15 protein-coding genes are annotated in these 20264 nt (G+C 38.0%); 1 reads left to right on the forward strand and 14 read right to left on the reverse strand.

Annotated features, from left to right (window positions below; genetic code table 11):
* Positions 1-377: 377 nt before the first annotated feature.
* The 14 genes from ACVPON_RS04295 to ccpA all read right to left on the reverse strand — a co-directional run bounded on the left by ACVPON_RS04295 (position 378) and on the right by ccpA (position 18223).
* On the reverse strand, positions 378-1397 hold the full coding sequence (locus ACVPON_RS04295) for a DUF3114 domain-containing protein (RefSeq protein ID WP_462876515.1): 1020 nt from the start codon (positions 1395-1397) through the stop codon (positions 378-380).
* A 781-nt stretch (positions 1398-2178) separates the two neighbouring features.
* A complete protein-coding gene (gene thrS / locus ACVPON_RS04300) occupies positions 2179-4119 on the reverse strand; it encodes a threonine--tRNA ligase (protein WP_462876516.1) in 1941 nt (646 codons plus the stop codon).
* 267 nt (positions 4120-4386) lie between these two features.
* The gene (locus tag ACVPON_RS04305) at positions 4387-4731 is read right to left on the reverse strand and encodes a nucleoside triphosphate pyrophosphohydrolase family protein (protein ID WP_462876622.1); all 345 of its coding nucleotides are present in this window, start codon (positions 4729-4731) and stop codon (positions 4387-4389) included.
* A gap of 1251 nt (positions 4732-5982) precedes the next feature.
* Positions 5983-6732: a SagB/ThcOx family dehydrogenase gene (locus tag ACVPON_RS04310; protein ID WP_462876518.1), complete on the reverse strand. Its 750-nt coding sequence runs from the start codon at positions 6730-6732 to the stop codon at positions 5983-5985.
* The gene (locus ACVPON_RS04315) at positions 6719-8101 is read right to left on the reverse strand and encodes an ATP-binding cassette domain-containing protein (RefSeq protein WP_462876520.1); all 1383 of its coding nucleotides are present in this window, start codon (positions 8099-8101) and stop codon (positions 6719-6721) included. The genes ACVPON_RS04310 and ACVPON_RS04315 overlap by 14 nt, the downstream gene beginning before the upstream one ends.
* 14 nt (positions 8102-8115) lie before the next feature.
* Positions 8116-9306, reverse strand: a complete 1191-nt coding sequence (locus tag ACVPON_RS04320; RefSeq protein ID WP_462876521.1) for an MFS transporter — start codon at positions 9304-9306, stop codon at positions 8116-8118.
* Positions 9307-9315: 9 nt separating this feature from the next.
* Complete coding sequence (locus tag ACVPON_RS04325; RefSeq protein ID WP_462876523.1) at positions 9316-10356, reverse strand: YcaO-like family protein; 1041 nt, start codon at positions 10354-10356, stop codon at positions 9316-9318.
* A 56-nt stretch (positions 10357-10412) separates the two neighbouring features.
* On the reverse strand, positions 10413-11162 hold the full coding sequence (locus ACVPON_RS04330) for a hypothetical protein (RefSeq protein ID WP_462876525.1): 750 nt from the start codon (positions 11160-11162) through the stop codon (positions 10413-10415).
* 185 nt (positions 11163-11347) lie between these two features.
* Positions 11348-12571: an MFS transporter gene (locus ACVPON_RS04335; protein WP_462876527.1), complete on the reverse strand. Its 1224-nt coding sequence runs from the start codon at positions 12569-12571 to the stop codon at positions 11348-11350.
* A gap of 121 nt (positions 12572-12692) precedes the next feature.
* A complete protein-coding gene (locus tag ACVPON_RS04340; RefSeq protein WP_462876529.1) occupies positions 12693-12860 on the reverse strand; it encodes a hypothetical protein in 168 nt (55 codons plus the stop codon).
* Between the two features lie 492 nt (positions 12861-13352).
* Positions 13353-14219: an Rgg/GadR/MutR family transcriptional regulator gene (locus tag ACVPON_RS04345; protein ID WP_462876531.1), complete on the reverse strand. Its 867-nt coding sequence runs from the start codon at positions 14217-14219 to the stop codon at positions 13353-13355.
* Positions 14220-14444: 225 nt separating this feature from the next.
* On the reverse strand, positions 14445-15761 hold the full coding sequence (locus tag ACVPON_RS04350) for a glycosyltransferase family 4 protein (protein WP_462876533.1): 1317 nt from the start codon (positions 15759-15761) through the stop codon (positions 14445-14447).
* Positions 15762-16760 (reverse strand): LTA glycolipid anchor biosynthesis glycosyltransferase, IagA/BgsA family, encoded by a 999-nt coding sequence (locus ACVPON_RS04355; protein ID WP_462876623.1) that lies wholly within the window; start codon positions 16758-16760, stop codon positions 15762-15764.
* Positions 16761-17221: 461 nt separating this feature from the next.
* Entirely contained in the window at positions 17222-18223 is a 1002-nt protein-coding gene (gene ccpA, locus ACVPON_RS04360; protein ID WP_462876625.1) for a catabolite control protein A, read from the reverse strand.
* A 451-nt stretch (positions 18224-18674) separates the two neighbouring features.
* Between ccpA and ACVPON_RS04365 the strand changes: the two genes are divergently transcribed.
* Positions 18675-19757: a M24 family metallopeptidase gene (locus tag ACVPON_RS04365; protein ID WP_462876535.1), complete on the forward strand. Its 1083-nt coding sequence runs from the start codon at positions 18675-18677 to the stop codon at positions 19755-19757.
* Positions 19758-20264: the final 507 nt, after the last annotated feature.

The raw sequence follows: 20264 nt of genomic DNA on the forward strand, positions 1-20264 counted from the left end.
CCCCCCCCTGCATTTTTAAGCATGTTTTCGTGTGACATCGTATTTTCCTTTCATCTGTTTGATTTGTGTCAGTAGGTTTTTGTTGCCTTTTCTCAGTTCCATTGCCTTATTAGTAGATTTCGCCTGAAACATCTTTTTTTGACACCTCTATTTTACCAAAAATACTGTGTTTTGATAAGGGCTTCTATCATTTTTCTCTCTTAAAAGTATGCGTTACTATATTTTTAGAGAAAACCAGATAGACTATACTTCGCAAAATGATATCGTTACAGAATCTCCTCACCAATCGCTTTTTTCCTATCTATTCTTGCAGAGAAGAAAAAGTGACAGACTTCCGTCCTACCAAGTTGAAAAAATCGCTGAAGACATACACTTCTTCAGCGATTTCTTTTTTTCATTAATTGCTTAAAATCCCGTACGACTAGCTTGGTCTGTTGGTAGCTAGACAAGCCATCTTTAGCATACAGACCGCAGGGATTGAAATAGCTACGTTCATAGTCTGAATCCTTTCTTCCGCTTCGGTTGGGGGCACGAAAGCCTTTCGTTGCCTGATTGCGAAAGGCAGGGTCATGAGGCCCTACAGGATCAACATCTAAGTCCCAGTGGCTTTTGCCTGCTTTTCCATAGTTAAAACTGGCTCCGTTGACGATACCAATCTCAGTCACTTCTTGCGCATCTAGTTCATTGAGGAAATTCCCTCGGCTATCAAGGATAAACTCTGTATGAAAGTGAATCAGAATCTTGATATTAAAGGAAGAATAGCCTGACGGATAGATTGTCTTGCCCTTTTCAAATTTGAGCTTATTGTGCAAACGAGCAGAGCTTCCAATGCTATAGTCCTTTTTCCAGCGCCACCAGGGATAGGTGTTCCGCAAGTAGCGAGCCAGAGCCTGACTATCTGTTTCAGCCCTGCGTTTAAAGTGCTGACGGACATACTCTGCCTGCTGGCTAGAAATCACATAGCGGAGTTGGTGCAGTTGCCGCGCTAGCAAATCTTTTTGGCTCATGGTCTGCTCTTTAAAGGCTTGGTCAACCAGTTGAGAAAGCTCCCACCAAAAAGAATCATGGGGAGCAAGGGTTGGATAAAAGCCTGCCACTAGTGCTTGATTCTCGGGCACTTCTCCCGTGACCTCCTCTGGCATACCGACTATTGCAACAATCAAGTCCAAGAGCTGTCTAGGAGATTTGAGCCTTTTTTCTAGTCGCCAAAGTGAGCAAAACAAGGGAGAGCCAATCCGACTGTCACCCAAGTCCAATTCTTTAGCGACTACCCTGCCTAAGCTATCATCAGACCAGCCCTGTGCCTTGAGGGTCAGAAGCTGGTTTGCCACACGATAGCGTTCTGTCAATTCTTCTGGTGTGAACCCCCAGTGGCGCTTTGCTAGAATCTGCCACATACTTCTCTCCTTATTTTCGATTCAAAAGCTGTAAAGCAAGCAACATACAAGCAAAAGGTGTACGAAAGAAATGATCCAGTGAAAAGTTGTTGCATACCTTTATACTTCTAAGGATAGACTAAAGTTTGGAAATAAAACGAGTGATACTCGTGTCAAACGCTCTCGTATCTTAACTGAGTTTTTTACGGACTTTGTATCTTGGTGCAATTGAACTCGAGCTACGAGTTATGCAAAAAAGATCGTTTTTCCTAGAACCGAAAGGTTCTGCGTCAAAACTCCTATTTTTGCTTTACTCGTTTCACGCTCTCGTATCTTAATTGAGTTTTTCACGGGCTTAGTATCTTGGTTTAATTGAACTCGAGCTACGAGTTGTGCAAAAAAGATCGTTTTTCCTAGAACCAAAAGGTTCTGCGTCAAAACTCCTATTTTTGCTTTACTCGTTTCACGCTCTCGTATCTTAATTGAGTTCGGACTAAAAGCTCGGAAAAAAAGACCAACAATGAATAAGAAATATACTTTGTTTAATTGGCGGTAGCTAGCTGACTATTCACTGCATTTCATTTGTGACTAGCCTAGCTATCTTCGCAGGGGTCTCGCAACGAAGTTGCAAGCAACTTCTGTTCGGCCGCCTATTTTTCTTTCCATTTTCTTAACGTCCTCACATCTTAATTGAACTCGCCCTAAACTCTGTGCGAAAAAGAGAGATTGTCTTGTGTTCATCGAACACTGCGGCAATCTCCTATTTTCGCTTTGGGTTTTTTACGGGCTTAGTATCTTATTTTTACTTCACTCGCGAATAGTTGGCGATATCGGCAAGGATTTGCTCGGTAAAGTCTGCTAGACCAACCGTTTGCGTTTCCTTATGTCCATAACGACGAACATTGACTGCACGGTCTTCTACTTCCTTGTCACCGACAATCAACTGATACGGAATTTTAGTCGTCTGACTTTGGCGAATCTTGTATTGCATTTTTTCATTTCGCTCGTCAACAACAGCACGTACACCATGGTTTTGCAATTCTTTTGCGACTTCCCAAGCGTAGTCTACATGCTTTTCATTAGAAACTGGAATCACCGTTACTTGGGTAGGAGCAAGCCACGTTGGAAAAGCACCTTTATAGGTTTCAATCAAGATAGCGGTAAAGCGTTCCATAGTTGAAATGACTCCACGATGAATCATGACAGGACGGTGTTCTTCCCCGTCAGCCCCGATATAGTGAAGGTCAAAGCGCTCTGGCAACAGGAAGTCAAGCTGAATCGTTGACAAGGTTTCTTCATTTCCAAGAGCCGTTTTAACCTGGATATCCAATTTCGGACCGTAAAAGGCTGCTTCTCCTTCTGCCTCAAAGTAGTCTAAGTCCATATCATCCATCGCAGCTTTTAGCATGGCTTGGGCATTTTCCCACATCTCATCATTGTCATAATATTTGTGCTTATCTGCTGGATCACGATAAGAGAGGCGGAAGCGATAGTCCGTCAGATTGAAATCTTCATAAACGTCAATAATTAACTGCAGTGCACGTTTAAACTCTTCTTGAATCTGCTCTGGAGCAACGAAGATATGACCGTCATTCAAGGTCATTTCACGCACCCGTTGGAGACCTGAGAGAGCACCTGATTTTTCATAACGATGCATCATACCAAGTTCAGCAATACGGACTGGCAATTCACGGTAAGAACGCACATGATTCTTGTAGACTTGAATGTGGTGTGGGCAGTTCATTGGACGAAGGACAAATTCTTCCCCGTCTCCCATATCCATTGGCGGGAACATATCTTCTGAATAATGCTCCCAGTGACCTGAGGTCTTGTATAATTCTACAGAAGCAAGTGGTGGTGTATAGACATGCTGGTAGCCCGATGCCAATTCCTTATCGGTGATATAACGCTCCAGGGTACGGCGGATAGTCGCTCCATTTGGCAACCAGAATGGCAAACCTTGTCCCACTTCCTGACTAATCATAAACAAATCGAGTTCTTTTCCAAGTTTGCGGTGGTCACGTTCCTTAGCTTCTTCTCGCATCTGGATATAGTTTTTCAAATCTTTTTTATCAAACCAAGCTGTACCATACACCCGTTGCATCATAGCATTGTCGCTATTTCCACGCCAGTAAGCCCCTGCTACATTAAGCAATTGAAAGACTTGAATACGACCCGTTGACGGCACATGAGGACCACGGCAAAGATCCACATATTCACCTTGATGATAAATGGTCAAACCACCTTCATCCTCAGAATGTTCCTCAATCAATTCCAACTTGTAAGGGTCATTCTTGAATAGCTCACGCGCTTGTTCTTTTGAAACTTCCTCACGAATACTTGGGAAGTTCTCCTTGACAATCTTTCTCATCTCTTCTTCAATAGCTGCCAAGTCTTCATTTGAGATCTGTCCGGCTTCATTATCCGTATCGTAGTAGAAGCCATCCCGAATAGCAGGACCAACTCCTAGGTGAATATCTGGAAAATGGCGACGAGCTGCTTGGGCGAACAAATGGGCTGCTGAGTGGCGCAAGATATCAAGCGCATCTTCATGGTCTGGAGTGACAATCTCAAGTGAGCCGTCTTCTGTAATCGCACGGGTCGTATCGATCAATTTGCCATTCAATTTCCCAGCAAGTGCCTTTTTGGCAAGAGAATGACTAATAGATTGGGCAATCTCAAAAGTTGTCACGCCAGACTCAAATTCACGCACAGCGCCATCTGGAAAGGTAATCTTAATCATCTAATATTCTCCTTATTTCTTTATAATCCTAATCTTAATTATCAGCTATCTGCCCATCATGGACTAGTCACTGACACTCATCTAGAGACAGGTTGGTCAAGCAGACTGTGAAAAACAGAAGCTCTGGACTACAGACAGTGAGACCAAAGAAATTCCCTTTCTTAGAACCTGTATATGGTGAAACGACTTACCGTCTCTGAACATTCTAAGTGGAAATCCTGCCACAGTCTTGCTCAGTCTCAATAGCCCATCCTCTATTTGAATCACTCAATAGTGATACCTACTATTTTCCCCTGCATCTGAGATACCAAAGCGCTTTTCCTTATCTGATAGGAAAGCCTCCAATTCTTCCTCAAGGTTAAGCCCCAAACGCTGAGACAACTCCACTAGCCACCAGATGTTTTCAGCGAGCTTTTGCTCCAAGCTATAGGGCGTTTCATCATAATAACGTCCCTGCTTAGTCATCACAAGGCGGTTGAGATTGCCAATATCATTGGATAAGCCAAGCAAATCTTCTTCAATCGTCCACTCACTCCCGTGGTGCATGATTTCAAGTTTGCGATAGGTCTCTCGAATCGCAAGGCTTCGTGCTAGTAATTCCTCAATCGTCATATTTGCCCCCTTTCTCGCATTCATACTTCCATCAATAGCAATAAGGTCTATTCTCGATAGTATTCGACAGTTCAGACACCAGAAACATTCTCTTATCCTCTTCAACTGCCCACTGGACTGTATAGAAATTCTAACCTAAAGAGCAGTAAACAAGACAATCCCGTACATGAAATCCTAAAGGACAGAATAGCATCTTTCAATTCCATGTGAAATGGAGACCAAGCAACTATCCTTTTGATTGTAGGTAGTCCATTTATCGTTCACATCAAAACAAAAACGACCTCCTAAAAAGGACGTCGCAACGTGGTTCCACCTTCATTCATGCCTGCCTCCTTCAAATAAAATTAGAACAAGCACCTCGAATCAGCTATATCGTAGCAACCGTTTTATGTTTTCATAAAAATTAAAAGAGGAGTATCTCATCAGGCTTTTTATGCGTTTGCAGCAACCACGCACTCTCTTGAAAAAAGTTCCTAACAGACTTGTCTCTGATTGCTATTATAGCACCTTTAGGGGAAAATTCAAGTATTTTTTATCATTTTTATAGCCATTATTTCAAGCGATGGATTACTGGAATGATTCAGTTTAAGTTTTTTCAAGTATATTTCTAGTTTTTATGGAGAGATAACAATAGAGCGATGATTGAATCAATTGTAAATAGGAAATGGTTATCTCGTATCTATTTTTGGTTTCGGATTAGTATTAGGTCCCCTCATCCTCTATAATATACCTTAATATCACGTTTTTATTCGTAAAGCCACGATTTCGCCATCCCTTCCTCTGACGATCTTGGTTTCTTGCGTCAGACTTAAAACGGTCTCTCTCCAGACCGTTTTAATCCGCTAACTCGCGGTATTCAAGCTTGGGAGTCGCTATTTGGTTCACCAGTGGGGGATGCCCACAGAGAACTTTCACCTCAGATGTACGACATGCCCATCGTACTTAAAAAGACCCTACACAATAAATATTGGAGTAGAATCTTTAACTTAATGTCTTAATGACATTGATTCAAACAGCTAGTTTATTTGCTACGCACCTTACGTATACAGATTGTGACGGACTAAAAGTCACATACAATAAAATCCCAAGGAGTTTATAATAAAATCTTCTTAGGATTTTAGATTACTAGTCTAATTTAGTAATATGCTCCTCAATATTACTTCTTGTCCTCTATTAAAAGTATCAATTATAAATGTTTTGGAATCTGAAAGAATTACTTTCTTAGCCTCAACAAAACGAGAAACTTTTACTTTAAACTGAACCTAAAAAGCACTCATATAACACTAAGATATCATCATCGTTTACTAAAGAATGCAGTGTAGGTAAAGTTGGAATATCATATCCTCCTCCTGACATGGTACATCCAACTCCAGTCGCAGAAGAACATAGGTGTATACTTTGCATAATATGACCACATTCAAGTAATAAAAAGCGATAACCTCTATCTTGATATTTATAGCATTTCTGCTTAGTGGACGAAAATAAATGTATTGAGAAAGCTGATTGAGTCGCTAATTGAATTGAGGAGGTCAGCATTTCATAATCACATAAAGAAAAATCAGAAATTTTAAATAGACTAAACTCCTTTGCACAATAATAATAAATTCCTTGTTCAATTTCGTCAACATTACTTACACATATAATAGGAATAATAGATTCAATTCCTCCACTAACCGGATAAGTAAAATAAATGTTCTCATCCTCAATATGAGATACTCCCAAACTATTATTTAAAATAAAAGCAAAATCATCTACGGAAATACTTGTTGTAGAAAAGTTCCGAACACTCCTTCTTGAATTTAGGAGTGAAGCAATTGGTTCATTTAATTCCCGACCAAAATATTTCAATTTATATTTTAATTTCCACTCCTCTGGCATTTGGAAGGCTAGTTGTTTAGAAAAATCTCGCATACTTGCTACCCATGAGGCAATATCAGAAAATTCCTTCGCATTTTCTAATGATAAACTCGATTGCTTATGAAATAATTTATAAGCCTCCATTCTCAACCCCTTTTCTTTCTTCTATATCTAAAACGATGGTCGCCAGGTTCTTGATAAAATCGTGGTCATGACTCACAAAAATGAGGATTCCTGGATAAGAATGTAGTACCTTTTCCACTGCTTCTATAGTTTTCATGTCTAAGTAACTTGTGATTTCATCTAGCAACAAGACATCCACATCGCTCACTAAAAATCCCAATAAAGCGAGTTTTGCTCGTTCTCCCCTACTTAGATACTTGATGGTACAAAAGACTTTATCCCTTCTAAAATCAAGCAAAGCGAGTAGTGTACGCAGTTGACTTTCTTCTAAGTACCCTCCAGCCTTCTCAGAAATAAATCCATAAACACTGTCTTCTTCGTTCTCAAAGTTCAACTGATGTTGTTTAAAATAACCTATCCTGTAACTGGATGGAAGAGTTGATAAAATATAATTTAAATAAGTTGTTTTACCTGAGCCATTCCTTCCTTTAATCCCAATTTTTTCACCACTGTGTAAGGTAATAGAAGAAAGTGATTCTAAAAAATTTTTTCCAGATTGAGCTTCTGGAGTTGGAATAAGAATTTGCCTTTTGGGTCTACAAGTAAGTGTAGATAAAAAAGAAATATCTATATCCTCTTCAACCCTCTCTGGTTTTTGAAGAGTATTTAACTTACTCTCTTGTTGTCGAATCCCTTTTTGCAGTTTCTTTTGTTTAACATTTATTTTTGTCTTCACACCAGTAATGCGATACTCAGAGGGACTCATTTTTCTCGGTTTCCCCTTTTTTTGATCTCTTTTTTCCTTCATTGCTTGAAGGCTCTCTTTTATCTTTTTTTTATCTTTTTGGTATTTTTTCAAATCACTTTGATATTGTATCAGCCGATAGGAACGCTCTTGTAAGTAATCTGAAAAACCACAAGCATATTCTTGTATTTTTCCTTGTTCAATCACCCATATTTTCGTAGCAACTTCTCTTAAAAGCCTACGATCGTGGCTGGCTATACAAAAAGAAGAGCAGGAACGCTTAATCATTTGGACAACGTTTGAAAAGTTCTTCTCATCTAGATAAGTAGTCGGTTCATCCAACAACAGTAAACTAACGGACTCCCTCAAAGACTGAAAAAAATTTGCAATAGCAAGTTCTCCCCCACTCTTGGTCATGGACTCCGTCAAAATTAGCTCACTAAACATCACAGATGGATTTCCAAATTTCTCTCCTGAAATACCATTAAACTGATTCGAGAGACTTTTTAGAAGACAGGTTTTTCCTGACCCATTTTTTCCAATTAGGCCGATAACATCTCCTTCTTCTATTGTCAATTTCTCTGCTTCAAATAGGGTCTGTCCTGCAATCTCACAGCTTATATTTTTTAAAGTTAGAACAGGCAAATCAAACACCTCCTTTAATCAAAGGTAGATTGGAAGACTGGCAACAATCCGACACATATAGACGCCAGCAACATCATCATGGATAAAATGATAACTAAAATAGGAATGGGCAACATAGCTACCAAGGAACTAGAAACCATGGCCGCAAATGGATTGACGAGAGAAAATAAAGTTATAATCGTACCAAATACACTACCGATAATATCTTTCGGAACCTTAATTTGTAGATTTCCAAAATAAATGATGGAAAAAATGGTATTGAACAAAGCGTATAAAAACCATAAAAAGAGCAAAATTGTGTAAGATAGAATCTTGGCTTGAAGCAACAAATCAATCCCTAATAACAATAAGGTTAAACTCTGTAAAAAGAGGGTTACTCTAAATAAGTGGTATTTATTTTGGTAGCTAAAGAAATATTTGGTAAAAATCCATCCACCAACAATTCCTCCAAAGGCAAAGAACAATTCCAAGACACTATAAGAAATATTAAAAAATGAAAAATGATCATTCATAATTTTGGGTAACAGAAGAAAAATACTCCAAAATGAAAAGTTCATTACCAAAGCGATTGGGATTAAATTACGAATATAGGATGTTTTCAGAATATAAGACAATCCTTTATAAATGGTTTGAAAGACTGAAACGGATTGCAGGGGTGTTTCTACAGCTATGTGTAGTAATAAAATAAATGAAAGGATTGACAGAATCAGCGAAATCAATAAGACAGTTGAAAAAGATAAAAGGGAAATATATAAAGCTGAAAGAACTACGGATAAAACGGTCGCTGTCTGTGTTAGGCTTGCCACGATAGAGTTCACACGAAATAGTTCATCATCTGTCTTTACTAGAAAAGGAATGAGAGATTCTAATGTAGGAGATAGCAAACTTCCTATCGCTGTTGAAATAAACATAAATAAAGGAAGTATCAGTGCTAAATCAAGAATTCCTTGCAAACTCCAAATGATAAGTAGTAAGAAAATTTTTAGAAATTTCAGTATTTTAATAAAAGTCAGTTTATTGACCCTGTCCGATATGCCACCTCCCAAAGTGGATAGAAAAATGCCACTCAGTTGTCCTAATCCAACTAACCCAATCATTGTTTGGGTTTCAAAATAGTGATAGGCAAACCAATAAATGTAGATATTTAGAGCTGATGATAAAACTGTAGCAATAAAATCAGAAGTAAGAATTCTTTTTATTTTCATAGAAACCTCTTATAAAAATGGAAAATAAGGCTTTACGACAGCATCTATATCACTGGCTGTAAAAAATCTTTTTGTCAAGGGAACAGTATCACAGTATAAGCTAGACTGCAATTCAAAAGAATAAGCTTTCACTAAATATCCATCATTTATTGAAATGTAAGAATAGTAAATGTCGTACTCACTAATTGCTCGCTGGTTATCCAATATGATAGAAAAATCAGATATCCTTGCAGACTTACTATTTGAAATAAAATCTGGATAATAAATATGTGTATTTATCCTCTTAAAATTTATAAATTCGTATCTTAATCCTGCTATACAAGAGATTGCTTCAAAAATTGAATGTTTTACTGCTTCAACTATATCAAAATGTGCAGCACTACCATACGCTACTCTTGGATAATCATCTTGTTCTAGAATAGATACTACAACATAGACATCTAAATTATTTTTTATATTTAACAAAGTTAATTTTATATTTTGATTAGTTAAACACTCTGTAATGGATAAAACCTCATCACTGGAGCTTTCGTCTATAATAATGAACTCACTTGATGTTTCTCTATGCCACCACAAAGTTGTCACATCTTTTTCAATCAGTTCCATCATAGCTTTTAGTTTAGCTTTCTCTAACTCATAGTCAAATGAATATCCTTCTTGAGGGCTAAAAGTAAGACCTGTTCCTTTTTCTTTATCATAAATAGTAAGCTCTTTTGGAATATATTTTAACTTCCCTGTTTTATAATGATAAAATGGAACGTATGCAACATTCATTCGATTATACCATTCAACATCTTTCAATACTCTTTTTTGCCACATAAACGGATGTAAGTGAATGGGTAACAAAAAATCACCTAGAAATGCCCTCCCAAAAAGTACCTCTGGAAAATTTCCATAAAAAATTGAATCCAGTTCCTTTCTCTCCAATTCTGTTGCTTTTATAGCCTCTAGCTTTGTTTTTCGTGTAGCACAAGGGCGAAATGTTTCGCTCTCTGTCACATGATAAGTATAAAATCCTTCTATACCAAGTAAAGAAACTTCTTCAAGCATAGCACACCCCTATCTAAAAAATCCCGCATCTTAAGAAAGATACAGAATTTAAATCATCATTTAACCTGTTTGAAAATCATACTATCACTACTAGAATTAGGCAATAAATCAAATAATTCTAATTTTTTCCCTGAAATACTAGTATGAGCAGCAAATTCAGCTAAACATAAGTATGTCAATGAACTAGTTAGCTCACTAATTTTTGTTAAAGCCATCGCAGTCAAAGGAGTAACTTTAACAGTCATGTCTCTAATAGCTATATAGGATACTCCCAAACGAACATGTTTCTCTAGTAGTTTATATTCTTCAAAAAGATTTTGTAAAATATTTTTGAATGCACTTAACTCTCTTTGTTGATAAAGCAAGTACTCAACCTCGCCTCCATTTTGGAGAGAATCAATTACAGAATTCCAAGTACTTGTTTCATTTGTCACCATTCCCTCATTTTCAAATAATGTTTTTGCAAACGAACTCTCAAAACCTCTGTATTGATCAACCGAGCCTTTTTTTAAACGACTGTATTTGAATAAAGGTGCAATCTCGTTATAACAATTAATAAGCGATTGAGTAGCATTGTCCAATGAGGTCATCGTATCCTGAATCGCTACTAAAGTAGATTTATACGCTGATAATGCTCTGCTAGAATTTTCTTTTTCCAAAAGGGTAAATTCTTCAACTAGAGAATTAGCATGATAGAATTGTTCTAAACACTCAAATAAATACTTAGAGTACAAAGCATATTCCAAGCGATAGGGCTCATTTATATTAGTTCTATTGTTGGACATTCCGCAATTAATACCACCCATAATGGCACCTCCTTATTTTTGTATCTCTATCATAACAAAATAGTATTTCGTTGTCAACAGTTATTTTTGAAATTTTTAGAATTTTATGAACATTTTTTCGTTGTTTTTTCAATCTTTATTTTTCCCCATTATTTCAAGCGATGGATTACTGGAATGATTCAGTTTAAGTTTTTTCAAGTATATTTCTAATTTTTATGGAGAGATAACAATAGAGCGATGATTGAGATAAGCAAAAATACAAACCAGGTAGTTGTTATATTGTAAACTGCTAACGAGGAAAAGAGGAAGGTCCCAACAGGAAGTGATAGAGTAAAAAGCATGCCTAGAAAACTGTTGCTTTGTGCTAAAATATCTGAAGGCAGACTTTCCATAAGTAAGGCGTCTAGTTTTGGTACTGCTTTCCCCATGATGTAGCTAGCAAAAGCTAATACAATAATACCAAATAATGGACTGAAAGATACTGAATTTACAAGTCCAACAAGCCCAAATAGAGAACTATTGATGACTAAAAGAGTTGAAAAACTTTTCTTTGAGAAATAGTCGCGGGGTGTTAAGCTACCTAAAATAGCCCCTGCTAACAATGCAATTTCAACTACAAGCAAAGATTTTCCGTAACTCAAATTTAGTAAAGTATGCTTCATGAAATAGAAATTATAAATACTACCAACCGCTCCACCCAGCGCATTTATACACAATATCGATGATACTATTTTTAAAAAGGAAACATTATTTGAACGTTTAAAAATGGTATCCATTTTTCCATACATTTCTTTAAATTGCCTTGATAAAGAATCCGACTTACTTGAACTAACAACCGCTTCATGAGTCAGTTTCTTTTTATTGAGGAAAAGGACAATAGCAGATAGTAGAAATGATACTGCATTGATGATAGCTACAAATGCAAAATGATTATTGGAGATTGTAAGCAACCATACACCAAATGTTTGTCCAACGATGTTGCATAGATAGGAAACGAATTGGGCAAAGGAGTAGGCTTCAAACAATTCTTCTTTCGGAAGATTCTTTTGTAAGATAGGTAAGCGTAGACCTGAAGCATAATCGCTTAGCAGATCACTCAGAATATTTAGAAGACATACAAAAGAAAACACAAGGAAGGTCTTATTTTCAATAACAAAAGCGACCAAGGTAAACAGAATGGCTTGAAGAATGCCAACAAACACCATCACTGAACCTTTGTTTCGAGTATGATCTGCCTTTATACCGACCCAGAATGTAAACATTGTCGGAATAATGGTTACCATATTTGCTATAAAGACGGTAATTGTAGCTTGCGGTAAACTAGCAGCATAGATAACAAAAACTAAATTATAGATATAGGAGCCAAGAGCGTTTAGCATTCTTGAAATCGTTAGGATTCTGTATAAACGGTTCTTAAAAAATAGTCTCATCCCTCACCTCAATATCTGTTTTTGATATTGGCTAAAGACACAAAGGTATAAATCGTAAACCCAAATTCAGGGAGGTCATACTGTAAGGTCTCATGGTACTTAAACTGTGATGATTTCATAGCTATCCTCCCTTGTTCATAATTGTTATAAACGGATACTTTTGAGGATTATTGACTACTTTCTTTACTTTACTTTCAATATACTGTTCAAATCTTTCTTCAAAGCTATTACCATTTGAAACTTTTGGTTCTTCTAGATTGCAGTATTTTGTTAAAATTGTTTTTTTCATCATATTCTCATTTCTAATCAAATTCCCCTCCCATTGGTAGGAAGGGGAGTTTGATGGTTATACTCTTTAAAAATCAAAAGGATACTTCGTTAACTTGCCTTGGTGAACGCTCGTTCTACCTTCGGCTTCGATTATAAGGAAATGAGCAGTGCTACTCTCATTTCCAACCTTTCACAATTCTGAATTGTGAAAGCTAGTCTACTTTTGATTTTTATTGAGTATTAGTTAGTATTCACTTGACATTTGTATGTCAATACAACATCTTGAGATGGCATAGCATATTTGCTAGCTTCAAGTGCAAATGGTGTCATAATGTATTCCTCCTTTATTTTTTACAAACACATTATAACCCGTCCAACAGTCGCTCTAAAAAAGTTTTCATATTTTCTTGTTCCTTTTCTTCAAAAAAAGAATAGTTCACCCCAAAATCTCTTCATTAGTAAAGAGATTGGAGCTCACTATTCCTTTTGATGAATCTGATTCAATTTGAATTTATTCAACGTTTTTCAGCCAGTTTTTCATACTATTCCTATAATAATTTGCACTATCTGTACAATTTAGAAGTTTTAAGATTTCAACCGATTTCTCCATCTTTTGAACCCCTATTTCTTTATTTCCCTTTATATATTCATGCTGCCCATCCGCAAACATATAGATGATTCGTAAATAGCTATCATTCTCTTCAAAAAAACGATCTTGAATCTGCTTATCAAAATATGCTGCCTTACTTAATTTTTTATCATCTATAGCTTTAAATAATCCATTTAATAAAATCGTCTGAATATAATTTTTATTTTTTCTCAAATTCCCTAAAAAATCAACTTTTTGAAGCATTTCCCTCGTGTATTGAAAGTATAAATCTAACGGGAGTAAGGGGGCAATATCCGAAAATAACCTTAACTCAAACTCTCCCCATATATCAATAAAAAATAAATAGTCGTATAAAAACTGAAGCTCTCGATCCTCAATTTCAACACTATCATCAAAAAGATAGAGGTGACTTTTTATAATAATAGCATGTAATAAATGAGTATCATCTTTATGGGTATTGTATTTTTCTATCTCAGCCTGGTGCATTTTTTGCAATAAGGATAAATTATCTTTGTTACTTACTTTCCATATAGTATCTTTTAATCGATCATATGCGGTTGGTTGAAAACCTCTAACAAGATAAACGAACTCAGTCAATTCTATATGAATATTTTCTAAAGCGACTAATAACTTTGAAATGGTTATATCTGATTCTCCATTTTCAAATTTACTAAGCATAGAGTAAGAGAACTTACCTCCTGTAGCCTTTTTCAAAGAGATTTTTCTGCTCGTTCTCAAATCTTTGAATATTTCTCCCATGTAATTCATCGTTCTACATTCCCCCTCTCATTTCAACTAATAAGACACAAGATGAAATCCTTATCCCCAATAATAGCTTTAATATGCTTTCTAAGCCCCTTGTCTTTTAATATAATTCCTCCATACTAGCTCTTTTCTATGCTTCAATCGAAATAGATGGTATATAGCCTTGTAAATATTGTTAAGATCTATTTCCCTCAAAAATCACTTTAAATCGCTTTTGAACAGATTCACCTACTCCTCAAAATAATGACGGATTGATTTGACCTGCTCAACTGACTTTTTAAAGATGGCAGCCGTTGTATCAGATGATTTGACAAAGGCACGTTTCGGCAGGCTGATGGCTTCCTTAAGTAAGGTCTCTGCTGTAGTGTCATCATTGATGTGCTCCCGTCTGAAATCATAGGAAATTTTCAAATCTAGGTAGTATTCATAGACCCTGCGTCCAAAGTTTTCTGCAGAAATGTCGTACAATTTTTTGGCTAGGTGGTGGGGGCTCATGCTCGGTGTGAGCAAGATAGCGTCTAAGACAGCATCTGGCAATTCCGCTTCATGCTTGTACAAGGTTCCAAACATCTTATCAGTCACGACATTTTCCAAATAAGGATTCCACTCTGCAATGACAGGTGTCCCTGAAGCAAGACTTTCGAGATAAGTCAAGCCCTGCGTCTCACTAGTGGAAGCTGAAATAAAGAAATCCGCAGCCTTATAGTAGAGCGCTGTCTCACTCGGTGCAATCATGCCTGTCATCAAGATACGTTCTTCCAACTGTAGCCTTTGTATCTGCTCTTTCAAATCTTGAGCATAGGGTCCACCGCCTGCAATGACCAACTTGACTTTCTCATTTTCTGCCAGAATCTGTGGCATAGCTGCAATAATAGCCTGGATATTTTTTTCATAGGAAATCCGTGAGAGGCTGAGCAACATGGTTTCGTCCGGATCAATCCCCAGTTGCTCCCGCAATTCAGCGATTGCAGCTGCTGTAATTTCCGGCCGTTCAAACTTAGCAAGCTCAATCCCTGTTGGAATGACCCTTTTTGAAATCAAGACATTGTATTCTGTGAGGAGATTTTCCACAATCTCGCTGGGACAAATCACTCCGTCCAAGTCATTTAAAAAGGCACGCACCAAATATTTTACCATGCTAGGCCGAATGAGTTTGCCCTTGGCAATATAGCGAACATAGTCTTCATACTGGGTATGATAGGTATGGACAACTGGAATATCCAACTCTCTTGCAATCATCTTTCCTAATATTCCCAAAGAAAATTCTGTCTGAGTATGAATGATGTCCAAGTCATAGCGACCTGCAATTTTTAGGGCATCGGTAAAGCCACGATAGGCAACGCGCCGATCCTTAAAAGCAAAGAAAGGCACGCTTGGAATCCTGATGATATCCCAGTCCTCGTAACGGTTGACATCCTTGTCTGTTGTCGTAAAAATAAAGACACGGTGACCCTGCTTTTCAAGCTCGGTCTTAAGGGTCTTAATAGACGTTGCGACCCCTGATACCTGTGGAAAATAGGTATCTGTAAATAATCCAATTCTCATCTATAACTCCATTACTTGACGATAGGCATCTGCTAATTGATGCGATACCTTATCAATCGATCGACTCTCTGCTACTCGGTAGCCAGCTTCTCTCTTATCCACTTCTTTATCCAAGATTTTCTGAATAGAGGTTACAAAGTCATCAACAGTGTCTCCCAGCTCAGCACTATTCTCATCAATCCAACCTTCATAGACTGGAATATCACGTAAGACCACTTGCTGATGGCTGGCAAGGGCTTCTAAGACAACAATTCCTTCGGTTTCCTCATAGGAGGGGAAGAAAAAGGCGTCCGCACCGCTCATGGCTCCTTGAAAAACAGCCCCCTTGAAATAGCCAGGAAACAGAACATTTTCAGGATGATTCCTGTCAACAAGCTCGCGAATGTAAGAAGGAATAATCCATTTATTCACACTCCCTAGCCAAATAAAGCGGACATGGGGCATGCGTTCTGCCACCTTCACAAAATCTTCAATCCCCTTGCGACGAAAATAGAGGCCTGCACAGACTACCACAGGTTGATCTGCTGCAAGTCCAAAGTGCTTGCGAAAGATTTCTTCCTTGCGCGGATCTTTTTGATATTTACCAAGATCAATCCCATTTGAAACAGCAAGAATCGGGGTTGTCACACCGTAAGCTTGAATCAATTTCTTAGAGTATTCAGACGGCGTAATCACAAAATCAGCCTGCTGGTACATTCTCGCCAGGTATTTGCCTACAGCAGGAGCTAGTAGATTAGAGCCAATAAAAGAATTCCGAAAATCTTCCATGGTTGAATGCCCATGCAAAATCACCTTCTTCCCCTGACGCTTAGCCGCCTGCAATAAGAGCCAACTACGAGGCCCATAGGTATTGATATGGACCACATCATAATCCCCTAATAAATCTGTCGTGTAAGGAATCCCTGCCAAATCAAGCGCCTCCATCTGATGGTGAAGAGCACGCCCAATACCTGATTTTTCTAAAACAGTCTTTCCTTCTAAATACAATAGCACTTTCATGCCCTTATTATACCACACTATCCTTTTTTCCATGCTCCTAAACCGATACCGCCTAGCATAGATAGTTGCTAAAATCAAGATCTCCTAATTGACAGTGATATTGCTCTACTGTCATTTCTTCTGTTTCAAGATTTTACAGTTCTTAAACTCAATAAGATTTATCCTTTATGACGCTTTGGTTTATATGCAATATTTTTGTACGATTGACTTATACTCATTTAAAAGCAACGATAGCCTTCATTCACCGAAACGAAAGGCGACTGCTCGTTTTTTAAAACTCTATGAAATAAGGAACGAATAGATAAATAGCGAATAGATAGCTAACATACCCTACAATATATATCTTTTGGTTTTATAAGTTTCATGTCTGCTATTTTTGATTTTTACAGAGTATTAAAGTACAAAATCGCTCTTTCCTCCAGCAAAAAAGCTAGGGGATGCCTAGCTTTTGTTTCACATTCTTATTTGGTTGATTTCCGTTCCTTAATGCCGTGGTTCAAGATAACTTCACGTGTATCCAGCTCTTCCTTGTGCATAATCTTGGTCAACATCCGCATTGCAATCGCACCGATGTCATACAAGGGCTGGCTGACAGAGGTCAAGTTTGGATTCGTAAATTTAGTGACCAATGAATCATCGCTCGTAATAATCTCAAAGTCTTCTGGAACCTTGATCCCTTTATCAACAATTCCATTCAACAACCCCGCAGCAATTTCATCTTCTGCTACATAGGCTGCTGTTGCACCAGCATTCAAGATCCGCTCCGCAAGTGCATATCCCTCTTCGTACTTGTATTTTGATTCAAAGACAAGCCCCTCATTAAAGGTCAAACCATTTGCTTTCAAACCTTCTTTATAGCCTGCAAAGCGAACTTTCCCATTGATATCATCCACCAATGGTCCTGATACGAAGGCAATTTTTTCATTGTTCTTAGCCAGGCGATCTACCACGTCCTTGCTCGCCTTGGTATAGTCGATGTTAACACTTGGCAACTGGTGCTCTAAATCAACTGTTCCTGCGAGCACAATCGGTGTCCGAGAACGAGAAAACTCTGCACGAATTTTATCAGTCAAATGGTAACCCATGAAAATAATGCCATCAACCTGTTTTGAAAACAGGGTATTCACTACGTTAATTTCTTTTTCATCATTTTCATCGCTATTGGCAAGGACAATATTGTACTTATACATATCTGCAATATCATCAATCCCTTTTGCCAAGGTTGCAAAATAGGCATTGGCAATATTGGGAATGACAACTCCCACCGTGGTTGTCTTCTTACTTGCCAAACCACGCGCCACAGCATTTGGCCGATAGTCCAAGCGGTCAATCACTTCCAATACTTTTTTTCGCGTGTTTTCCTTTACATTCTTATTCCCATTTACAACTCGGCTGACGGTCGCCATCGAAACACCAGCTTCGCGAGCAACGTCATAAATGGTCACTGTATCGTCAGTATTCAACATAATCGTAAGATCCTTTCACTTTCTTTTTTATGAAAATTACGCTTTCACCTTCCCTATAGTGTATCATTTTTTGAAATCCCTTTCAAGCGATATCCTGCACTTTTTGAAAAGTTTTGAGAAATCAGAGAAAATCAGAGAAAATGATTACAAATCAGAAACTCTCTCCACCTTAGACTTGCTTTTTACCGCCGATTTCCATTCTTCGAAAATCAAACTCTGACTTTATGGACTTGATTTACTGAGTGAAAAGCATCGGTGGCATTTTTCAGTCTGCTCCCTAAAAATGAGAGGGGAACCGAGTTCTATCTGTAGCTGTGTCGCTTCATCTGAATGTGGGATTCATTGAGCATTCCATCCTCTGCTTCTTTCTGTTTCTATTTTTGTGATAAATCCTTGATTTTTTATTCCTTTTTTGACACAATGAAATAAATAGAAAGAAGGTACGCTTATGACCAAAATCACTACTATTTTCTCGCATTTACAAAACACTAACTTAGACATAGCTGTCTTTTCCAATCCTGTTTCAATCCACTATCTAACAGGCTTTTATAGCGACCCACACGAACGCCAAATGTTCCTCTTGATCAGTCCAGACAGTACCCCGCTTCTCTTTGTACCTGCACTTGATGCCGAACGTGCACGGAAAAGTCTCGACTTCACAGTCATAGGCTATGTTGATTCGGAAAATCCTTGGGAGAAGCTCAAGGCCATTCTACCAGAAAAAAACTACAGACGCATCGGTCTTGAGTTTGAGCACCTTATTCTTACCAAGTATCAGGGGTTAAAAACCGTTTTTGAACATGCACAATTTGACGATTTAACCCCCGTCATGAACCGTATGCGCTTAATAAAATCAGCTGATGAAATTCAAAAGATGAGGCTTGCTGGAAAATGGGCAGATAAGGCTATACAAATCGGATTTGAAGCTATTTCACTCGACAAGACAGAAACCGATATCATTGCGGAGATTGAATTTGCTATGAAACGAGAAGGGCTCGAAATGAGCTTTGAAACGATGGTCTTAACCGGTCATAATGCAGCTAATCCTCATGGTATCCCTGGACCTCACAAGGTAGAAAATAAGGCACTCCTCCTCTTTGACCTTGGTGTTATGGTAAATGGCTATGCTAGCGATATGACTAGAACGGTTGCGGTAGGACAACCTGACCAATTCAAAAAAGATATTTACGCCCTCACCCTTGAAGCTCAACAAGCTGCATTAGCACTGATTAAGCCAGGTGTAACTGCTCACGAGGTCGATCGTGCAGCCCGCCAAGTGATTGAAAAAGCTGGTTACGGTGAATATTTCAACCATCGCTTAGGACACGGAATCGGTATGGATGTACATGAATTCCCATCTATTATGGAAGGAAATGACTTGGTACTCGAAGAAGGCATGTGCTTTTCTGTCGAACCCGGTATCTATATCCCAGGCAAGGTCGGTGTCCGTATCGAAGACTGTGGTCACGTAACCCAAAATGGCTTTGAAGTCTTTACCGATACTCGTAAGGACCTATTGTATTTTGACTAACCATATTAGTGATAGACCGGCTCCTTCTTGCAACAAACGGCAAAGGCATTGATCAAGGTAGGCAGTTCAAGAAATTGAAGCAATCTACCTTTTCTAAACTTCTAGCATCCCTCTAATAGCAAAAGCGTTCCAGAGTCAAAACACTTTGGAACGTTTTTCAATATCCTTCGTTATTAGACGCTTATACTCAATCAAAATCAAAAGTAGACTAGCTTTCACAATTAAGAATGGTGAAAGGTTGGAAATGAGAGTAGCACCGCTCATTTCCTTATAATCGAAGCCCAAGGTAGAACGAGCCTTCACCAAGGCAAGTTGACCAAGTATCCTTTTATTTTTAAAGAGTATTAGACAATACCTTTTTATGGTCTAGGATACCACTACAAGGGGAAAGATCTTTGAAAGGCTCATTCGTTCTCTATTTATTTACCATTATAGTACATTCTATCTTTAAGAACCTGTAGCCACAGTTCAGGTCTTTTTTCTAACTTCCATAACTACGTTATATGT

Source organism: Streptococcus sp. 1F3, assembly GCF_054968985.1.

What these genes read in the sequence shown, in the direction of transcription:
- ACVPON_RS04305 (WP_462876622.1), bottom strand. Translation starts at nt 4,731, where the DNA reads ATGACGATTGAGGAATTACTAGCACGAAGCCTTGCGATTCGAGAGACC.
- ACVPON_RS04310 (WP_462876518.1), bottom strand. Translation starts at nt 6,732, where the DNA reads ATGGAGGCTTATAAATTATTTCATAAGCAATCGAGTTTATCATTAGAA.
- ACVPON_RS04325 (WP_462876523.1), bottom strand. Translation starts at nt 10,356, where the DNA reads ATGCTTGAAGAAGTTTCTTTACTTGGTATAGAAGGATTTTATACTTAT.
- ACVPON_RS04350 (WP_462876533.1), bottom strand. Translation starts at nt 15,761, where the DNA reads ATGAGAATTGGATTATTTACAGATACCTATTTTCCACAGGTATCAGGG.
- ACVPON_RS04340 (WP_462876529.1), bottom strand. Translation starts at nt 12,860, where the DNA reads ATGAAAAAAACAATTTTAACAAAATACTGCAATCTAGAAGAACCAAAA.
- thrS (WP_462876516.1), bottom strand. Translation starts at nt 4,119, where the DNA reads ATGATTAAGATTACCTTTCCAGATGGCGCTGTGCGTGAATTTGAGTCT.
- ACVPON_RS04320 (WP_462876521.1), bottom strand. Translation starts at nt 9,306, where the DNA reads ATGAAAATAAAAAGAATTCTTACTTCTGATTTTATTGCTACAGTTTTA.
- ACVPON_RS04330 (WP_462876525.1), bottom strand. Translation starts at nt 11,162, where the DNA reads ATGGGTGGTATTAATTGCGGAATGTCCAACAATAGAACTAATATAAAT.
- ACVPON_RS04295 (WP_462876515.1), bottom strand. Translation starts at nt 1,397, where the DNA reads ATGTGGCAGATTCTAGCAAAGCGCCACTGGGGGTTCACACCAGAAGAA.
- ACVPON_RS04365 (WP_462876535.1), top strand. Translation starts at nt 18,675, where the DNA reads ATGACCAAAATCACTACTATTTTCTCGCATTTACAAAACACTAACTTA.
- ACVPON_RS04335 (WP_462876527.1), bottom strand. Translation starts at nt 12,571, where the DNA reads ATGAGACTATTTTTTAAGAACCGTTTATACAGAATCCTAACGATTTCA.
- ACVPON_RS04345 (WP_462876531.1), bottom strand. Translation starts at nt 14,219, where the DNA reads ATGAATTACATGGGAGAAATATTCAAAGATTTGAGAACGAGCAGAAAA.
- ACVPON_RS04355 (WP_462876623.1), bottom strand. Translation starts at nt 16,760, where the DNA reads ATGAAAGTGCTATTGTATTTAGAAGGAAAGACTGTTTTAGAAAAATCA.